The sequence below is a fragment of the Limnobacter sp. UBA7229 genome (genome assembly GCF_002473065.1).
Taxonomy (GTDB): domain Bacteria; phylum Pseudomonadota; class Gammaproteobacteria; order Burkholderiales; family Burkholderiaceae_B; genus Limnobacter; species Limnobacter profundi.
Window position 1 is genome coordinate 31963 of record NZ_DKTN01000015.1, and the last position, 6954, is coordinate 38916.

7 protein-coding genes and 1 tRNA gene are annotated in these 6954 nt (G+C 53.3%); 1 reads left to right on the plus strand and 7 read right to left on the minus strand.

Annotated features, from left to right (window positions below; all coding sequences use genetic code 11):
• Positions 1-30: 30 nt before the first annotated feature.
• The 7 genes from B4C79_RS08985 to pyrF form a co-directional block, all read right to left on the minus strand.
• Complete coding sequence (locus B4C79_RS08985; RefSeq protein ID WP_291740785.1) at positions 31-609, minus strand: HD domain-containing protein; 579 nt, start codon at positions 607-609, stop codon at positions 31-33.
• Positions 610-1024: 415 nt separating this feature from the next.
• Positions 1025-1100 (minus strand) — tRNA-Lys (locus tag B4C79_RS08990).
• A 92-nt stretch (positions 1101-1192) separates the two neighbouring features.
• Positions 1193-1702 (minus strand): rRNA maturation RNase YbeY, encoded by a 510-nt coding sequence (ybeY, locus tag B4C79_RS08995; RefSeq protein WP_291751309.1) that lies wholly within the window; start codon positions 1700-1702, stop codon positions 1193-1195.
• Positions 1692-2708, minus strand: a complete 1017-nt coding sequence (locus B4C79_RS09000; RefSeq protein WP_291751311.1) for a PhoH family protein — start codon at positions 2706-2708, stop codon at positions 1692-1694. Before B4C79_RS09000 ends, ybeY begins: the two co-directional genes overlap by 11 nt.
• A 39-nt stretch (positions 2709-2747) precedes the next feature.
• Positions 2748-4205 (minus strand): sensor histidine kinase, encoded by a 1458-nt coding sequence (locus tag B4C79_RS09005; protein WP_291742460.1) that lies wholly within the window; start codon positions 4203-4205, stop codon positions 2748-2750.
• Positions 4206-4218: 13 nt separating this feature from the next.
• Positions 4219-4929, minus strand: coding sequence for a response regulator (locus tag B4C79_RS09010; RefSeq protein ID WP_008250186.1), 711 nt, complete (start codon positions 4927-4929; stop codon positions 4219-4221).
• A 73-nt stretch (positions 4930-5002) separates the two neighbouring features.
• Entirely contained in the window at positions 5003-5863 is an 861-nt protein-coding gene (gene pyrF / locus B4C79_RS09015) for an orotidine-5'-phosphate decarboxylase (RefSeq protein ID WP_291742465.1), read from the minus strand.
• A gap of 117 nt (positions 5864-5980) precedes the next feature.
• Between pyrF and B4C79_RS09020 the strand changes: the two genes are divergently transcribed.
• Entirely contained in the window at positions 5981-6880 is a 900-nt protein-coding gene (locus B4C79_RS09020; protein WP_291742468.1) for a DMT family transporter, read from the plus strand.
• Positions 6881-6954: the final 74 nt, after the last annotated feature.

Consider the following 6954-nt stretch of genomic DNA (forward strand, 5'->3'; position numbering starts at 1 on the left):
ATTTTAGAAAACCTGAGGTCTAGGGGCATGTTATTTGGGCTTAGTTTGTTGACTATTGATATCTACTAAACCTCGGTTCACCTCTTTTTTAGCTTGATGCCACAAAGCTGAATCGCCTTCGATTAGAACTTCGAGTAGCGCCTCCATTTCAGATAGATACACTTTCTTAAAATCGCCGCCGTACTCTACGATTGATCTCGTGTTACAAATAATGTCGGCCAATTTCACCGTCTTTATGTCCGCAGGTGCTTTGGCCAAATGATCTCGGTCTATGGCTTTTCGAGTCGCGCGGTTGCCATCTGCTGTTGTGCTAGCGTCTGTTAGCCAAGCTACAGCTTCGGAAATCTCAGTACCGAAAAGCTGCTTAATCTCCGCAATAGTTGCAGAGGTGTCTTCAACAACATCATGCAGTAAAGCAGCCGCTACCATTACGGTGTTACCGTTAGCGCCTGCAACAATTGTTGCCACCTCTAGGCAATGCAATACGTAAGGTTCGTCGGTGTATTTGCGCTTCTGACCAGCGTGCATGCGGGTTGAGAATGCGCAGGCTTCTAATATTATTAATAGCTCCGGCGTCTTTTTCTTTGTCAAAGCTTGGGATGTTTCCATTCGCTGAAATGCATTTACTGGGAATTTGTATTAATACTGACTTTAACATCGTTTGTGAATTCTACCGAGATATCGTTACCGATGCGGATGTGCTCGGGTAGACCGTCGATGCGAGGGCGCATCATCTAAGATAAAAAATTGAGTATTAATATGGCCAAGTGTTAGCGAAAAAGATTTAACAAATACCAACTTGTCAAACAACTGTCGTCAGGTCGGTTTTGATTGATTAAAAGTAGCCTTGGGTGCTTGAACTAGCCTCAAACGCATCTGTGAGCCTATACACAGGTTCTCGAATGTTTGGTTAACGCTATGATTAATTAGCGATGATCGCGAACCGTAGGTATTGGGTTAGCCTGTCTATAATTAACAAATGAAAAAGGACTTAGACGCTTTCGCATCTAAGTCCTTGAATTTGTGGTGGGTCGTGCGAGATTCGAACTCACGACCAAAGGATTAAAAGTCCTCTGCTCTACCAGCTGAGCTAACGACCCACATTTCGCTTTCGGGCGTTGGCCCTCAACCGAAGACCGCGATTATGGCCAAGTTTTTAAAAGTGGTCAAGCCCCGCGCGGGTAAAAAGCCACTATTTTTTGGCTGAAATCACGTAAGGGTTTGAAATCTTGAAACGTTTTAGAATTTCAATTTCGCGGTTTTCCATCAATTCGGCTTGATTGTTGCGTTCATGCACATAGCCTTGGGCGTGCAGGCAGCCGTGAATAATCAGGTGGGCCAGGTGGTCAATCGGGTCTTTGCCCTGCTCGGCGGCTTCGCGCTCGACCACGGCGGGGCAAATCACGATGTCGGCCATGAACACGGGCAGGCCTGAATCAGCGCCCAGGTCGGGCATGTCCATGGGAAAAGTCAGCACATTGGTGGCGTAGTCTTTGCCGCGGAAGTCGCGGTTCAATTGTCTGCCTTCTTCTTCTCCCACCAGGCGAATGGTAATTTCAGCCCTGTCCATAAAACAGGCTTTTGCCCAGCGGCGAATGCGGCTGTTGTCCACTTCCGAGAAGGGAGGGTGGTCGGCTTGCATGGCCCATTGAATGGCGACGCTGACCGGCGCTGTGATTTTACTGGTGGTTTTACTCGTCATTGGTTTCACCAGCCGTGCCGGTTCGTTCAGGGTTGTGGAAACGCTCGTAGGCTTCAACAATGCGGGCCACCAGTGGGTGGCGCACCACGTCGGCGCTGGTGAAGTAGGTCATGGCGATGCCTTTTACATTGCGCAGCACATGCTGGGTTTGTACCAAACCACTTTGCTGGCCACGTGGCAGGTCGATCTGCGTGACATCCCCGGTAATCACCGCCTTGCTGCCAAAGCCAATTCGGGTCAAAAACATTTTCATTTGCTCGGGCGTGGTGTTTTGTGCTTCATCCAGAATCACAAAGGCATGGCTCAGCGTGCGGCCGCGCATGTAGGCCAGTGGCGCAATTTCAATCACATTGCGTTCAAACCATTTTTGTACGCGTTCGTAGCCTGCCAAATCGTAAAGCGCATCGTACAGGGGGCGCAGGTAGGGGTCTACTTTCTGGTTCAGGTCACCCGGCAAAAAGCCAAGGCGTTCGCCAGCTTCCACGGCGGGGCGAGTCAGAATAATTCGTTTCACGCTGTCGCGTTCCAGTGCATCCACTGCGCAAGCCACGGCCAGGTAGGTTTTGCCAGTACCTGCCGGGCCAATACCAAAGGTCAGGTCATGCTCCAGCACAGCTTTCAAATAGTCTTTCTGGCGGGCAGTGCGGGGTTGCAAATCGCCTTTTTTGGTGCGCAACACCACAGGTTCTTCGGCGCCAGCGATCACCGGAATTTCTTTTTTGATACTGGCCACTGTGCTGGTGTTTTTCAGTTCAACCAAGGCCAGTTGGATTTCGTCGGCAGTAACCGGCTTGTCGCTTTTCTCGAAAAAATGATTGATCAGGATAAAAGCCTGTTTGGCATTTTCCTTGTCGCCCACTACATTCAAGGTGCCGTTGCGTCGCGCAATTTTTACATTCAATGCGGCTTCAATTTGCCGAAGGTTGGCATCCACAGGGCCACACAGGTTGGCCAGCTTGTGGTTGTCGTCTTCCGGGGCGTGCCATTCACTGCCTTTTGCTTTCATTGGGTGCTTCTAGAAAAGTGGACTTCATATTTTAAGCATTCAATCTTCCATTTGCCGGTGGCGAGGCTGGAAACTGACACGCATCAAAGTGCCTGGCCTGTCGGGGTGGTTGGATTTCGGATTGTCATGAATGGTGACGTTGGCATCGTGTTGGTGTGCAGTTTCCTGCACAATCGCCAGCCCCAGGCCCGAGCCGTCTTCGCTGGTGCCCAGCACGCGGTAAAAACGGTCGAACACCAGGTTGCGTTCGCTTTCCGGAATGCCAGGGCCATCGTCCTCCACTTCCAGCACAATGGCTTCGCGTTGGGGGCTGTCGTCCACCCGCACGGTCACGCAGCCTTCTTCGGGCGTGTAGCGCAGGGCATTTTCCACCAGGTTTTTCATCATCTCGGTCAGCATCAGGGTTTGACCGTTCACGTACACCGGGTGATCAGGCACTTCAACACCCAGGTCAATGCGTTTGTTCATGGCCTCGGGCACGAAGTCGCGTGTAACTGTTCGCGCAATGTGGGTCAAATCGAGCTTTTCAAACTGCAATACCGACGGTGCCTCGGTGCGGGCCAGCGCCAGCAGCTGGTTGACCAGGCGGGTTGACCGTTCGGTGCCTACTTTTAATCGGCGCAGGCTGCGAAGTTTGGCGGCCTCGTCGGTTTCATCGCTCAGCAATTCAACTTGCATGCGCAAGCCGGCCAAGGGTGTTTTAAGCTGGTGGGCAGCATCGGCCACAAAGCGTTTTTGGGTGTCGATGGTTTGCTCAAGCCTTTCCAGTTGCTCGTTCAAGGCGGTAATAACCGGCAGCAATTCTTCGGGTGTGTCTTTGGTTTGCAGGGCGCTGAGGTCGTCGGGTTTGCGGGTGCGGATAATGTCCAGCAGGCTGTTCAGGGGGGCAATACCTCGCGACAGGCCAAACCACACCAGCAACACGGCCAGTGGCAGAATAACGAATTGCGGCAGAATCACGCCCTTGATGATTTCGTTGGCCAGGCTGTCGCGTTTGCCCAATGTTTCCGCGATCTGAATCAGCATGAACCGGTTTTCACCCACGGTGGGCAGTTCAATCCACAGGTGGCCTGCGCGAAAGTCTTCGCCATTGACCACAATGTCCCGAAAATTAACCACCCCAATTTGCCGGGCCTCGCGTTGCGGAATGGGCAGGGTCCGTTCGTCGCCCAATAAAAATTCGCCACCTTTGCCAAGCACTTGAATACGCAATTGGTCCGTGCCGTCGGCCAGTAAAATTTCCAGCGCTTCTTTGGGAATGGCAAACTGGTTGCTGGGCGCCTGCGCTGCTACCTCTTGAGCCAGTGCAGTTATTTTGTCGTCAAGAATATGGTCGAAGGGATCGTTGGCAATTGACTTGGCGACCAGGTAGGTCACACCAATGCTCATGGGCCACAAAATAAGCAGGGGTGCCAACATCCAGTCGAGAATTTCGCCAAACAGCGAGCGGCGTTGTTGTTGCCCCGAGGCCAGTGGATTGCGTTTGTACCAAGCCAATCAGGCACCCGCCTTATGTGTTGGCGTTGGCATTGGCATCGGGTGTGGCTTCTTTCTCGACAAATTTTTCAAGGCAATAACCCAGGCCACGTACCGTGGCAATTCGAACACCGTTGACTTCAATTTTTTTGCGCAGGCGGTGAATATAAACTTCAATCGCGTTGTTGCTCACTTCTTCGCCCCATTCGCACAGGTGGTCTACAAATTGTTCTTTGCTGACCAAGCGGCCCACGCGTTGAAGCAGCACCTCCAGCAAACCCACTTCACGCGCTGAAAGGTCGAGCATGTCGTCGTTGATGTAGGCAATGCGCCCCACTTGGTCGAAGGTAAGTGGCCCGTGTTTCCAGATGCTGGCGCCTCCACCTGTGCCACGTCGCGCCAATGCGCGCACCCGGGCCTCGAGTTCTTTCAGGTCGAAAGGCTTGGCCATGTAATCGTCAGCACCGGCGTCCAGGCCTTGTACGCGTTGTTCAACGCTGTCGGCTGCAGTCAGGATTAGCACGGGCATGTTGTTGCCGCGTGCGCGCAGGCGGCGCAGCACTTCAAGCCCGCTCATTTTTGGCAGGCCCAAATCGAGTATCAAAATGTCGTAGTTCATGGTGGTCAGCGCGGTGTCGGCGTCGCTGCCTTTGAACATGCAGTCCACGGCGTAGCCGGCCTGTCGCAACGACTGCGACAAACCTTCAGACAACAAGCTGTCGTCTTCGGCCAGAAGTATTTTCATCCCTGTCTCCTCAGTGCAGGCCGGCCGGTGTGGCTCTTTTTACCTGAACATGAATATGTGTATTGCTTTGATTCTAGCCTGAAAGTGCCGTGGCTTTCGCGGCTCGAATTGCGTCACGGGTGTTTCGCGCTTCAAGTGCGGCAGCGCTTGCAAAACTGGCTGTACCGTTGGCGTACAAAATGGCACGTGATGAATTGATCAACAAGCCCCAGCCTTGGCTGCACAGGCCATTTTTTACCGTGTTCAGCAAGTCGCCGCCTTGTGCGCCAATGCCAGGTACCAGCAGGGGCGAATCGCCCACCAGTGCGCGCACTGTTTTAATTTCTTCCGGGTAGGTTGCACCCACCACCAGGCCCACTTGCTGGTGCGGGTTCCAGGCCGTGGTGGCCAGTTTGGCGACTGTTTGGTACAACGGTTCGCTTTTTTCGGTGTTTAAAAATTGCAGGTCGTTGCCTCCGGGGTTGGAGGTGCGGCACAGCAGAAAAAGCCCCCGGTCAGAATAGGCATGGTAGGGCTCAACGGAATCGCTGCCCATGTAGGGGCTTAGTGTTACGCTGTCGGCCTTGTAACGCTCGAACGCCTCAATGGCGTATTGCTTGGCGGTGGCGCCAATGTCGCCGCGTTTTGCATCCAGAATGGTGGTGGCATGTGGCGCAATTTCATTGGCATACGCCAGAATGTTTTCCAGCGCGGCTTCGGCCCGGTTGGCTGCAAAGTAGGCAATTTGCGGTTTGAATGCGCAGGCAAACTCGGCAGTGGCTTTCACAATTTCGATGCAAAAGCGTTCAATGTCTGCGGGGCTTGTGCCATAGCCTTCGGGCATGCGGGAAATGTCGGGGTCCAGGCCCACGCACAACATGGAGTTGCTGTGTTGCCAACTGTGCGCAAGGCGTTTCGGGAACGATGAAAATTGCGAAAAACGATTGCTGGCCATTGCATGCGAAAACAGTTGGAAGGTGTCGCTATTGTACAGGATCAGGGCAAGCCCCTAGGGGCAAGAGTGGGCCAATGCACTACACTGGGGCACTTTACTGAATGATCGTTCACTTACGTGCCAGCTGCAAAATTATCCCTGCCTCAAATTCAGTTACTCCTTGGCATTACCGCCATTTGGGGTTTGAACTGGCCTGTCATGAAATACGCGGTAACGCAGTACCCACCTTTGCATTTCCGCACCCTGTGCATGGTGTTTGGCATGGTGGCCATGTGGTTTGTGGCTCGGCAAATGAAGGTGTCGCTCAAGGTTCCCCGCGAAATGTGGGGCAGGCTTGCTTTGCTTTGCATTCCGAACATGATTGGTTGGCACCTGTTTTGTATTCTGGCTGTGAAGGAACTGAGCTCGGGCCGCGCGGCTATTTTGGGCTACACCATGCCAGTGTGGGCGGTGTTGTCGGGCCTTGCGTTTGCGCACCCGGTGGGGCGTCGTGGCTGGATCGGTTTAAGCCTTGCCATGATTGCCGCCATGCTGCTGCTCTCCTCTGAATTTGCTGCCATTGCAGGCAGCCCATTGGGCGTTGTGCTAATGCTGGTGGCCGCCGCCTGCTGGGGGTTTGGCACTACGCTGATTCGGCATTACCCCACTGGTTTGCATGCCCTCACCTTCACCCATGCCATGATGCCGCCGACCATTGTGGCCATGGGTTTGGCTGGTTTTTGGTTTGAGGGAACCGATGTGGGTGCGCCGCAGGGTTGGTCGCAGTGGTGGCCAATTTTTTACAATGCTTTTGGTGTGTTCGCATTTTGCCAGGTTGCATGGTTTAGCCTGGCCAAATCGCTGCCACCCATTGTGTCGAGCTTGTCCATCATGATTATTCCGGTGGTGGGTGTGATGGCAGGTAGTTTTTTCCTGGGCGAGGTGCCGCATTGGCCTGACTTTGCTGCATTGGTTTTGATTCTTGGTGCGATGGCTGTGATTCTCGTGCCAGGGAGAAAGAAAGCAGTGGTCGGCTGAAGCGCGGGTTGCTTGTGTCGCACTTGCTGGCGAATTAAGAGTTGAACTTGAAGGGTCACCGCTGCCCGAAAACT